Annotated in this window: 1 protein-coding gene; it reads left to right on the forward strand. The window is 47.8% G+C overall.

Annotated elements, in window-relative coordinates; genetic code table 11:
• Window positions 1-460 (forward strand): Ig-like domain-containing protein (locus V6255_RS18005; protein ID WP_341629377.1); only part of this gene is annotated, 460 nt, incomplete at both ends.

The following is a 460-nucleotide window of genomic DNA, read 5'->3' on the forward strand; positions in this document are numbered from 1 at the left end:
TATTAGTCGCTGATACCGCAACAACAAACGAAGACACACCCATTACGATTGATGTTACGGCGAACGATACTGACGTTGATAACGGTGAAGTTTCCCCGGTTGATACCGTGACGCAAGGTGCGAACGGCGCAGTTGCGATTAACGATGATGGTACGGTGACTTACACACCGAATACCGATTTCAATGGTACCGATACATTCACTTATACCAATGTCGATGGCAATACTGAAACCGTGACGGTCACGGTTGATCCAATCGCAGATGACACGGTATTAGTTGCTGATACTGCGACAACGAACGAAGATACACCGATTACGATTGATGTGGTCGCGAACGATACAGACGTCGATAACGGTGAAGTTTCACCTGTTGATACGGTAACGCAAGGGTCGAATGGCACCGTGGCTATCAACGATGATGGTACGGTTACATACACACCGAATGCCGATTTCAACGGCAC

Source organism: Psychromonas arctica (assembly GCF_038155225.1).
GTDB lineage: Bacteria > Pseudomonadota > Gammaproteobacteria > Enterobacterales > Psychromonadaceae > Psychromonas > Psychromonas arctica_B.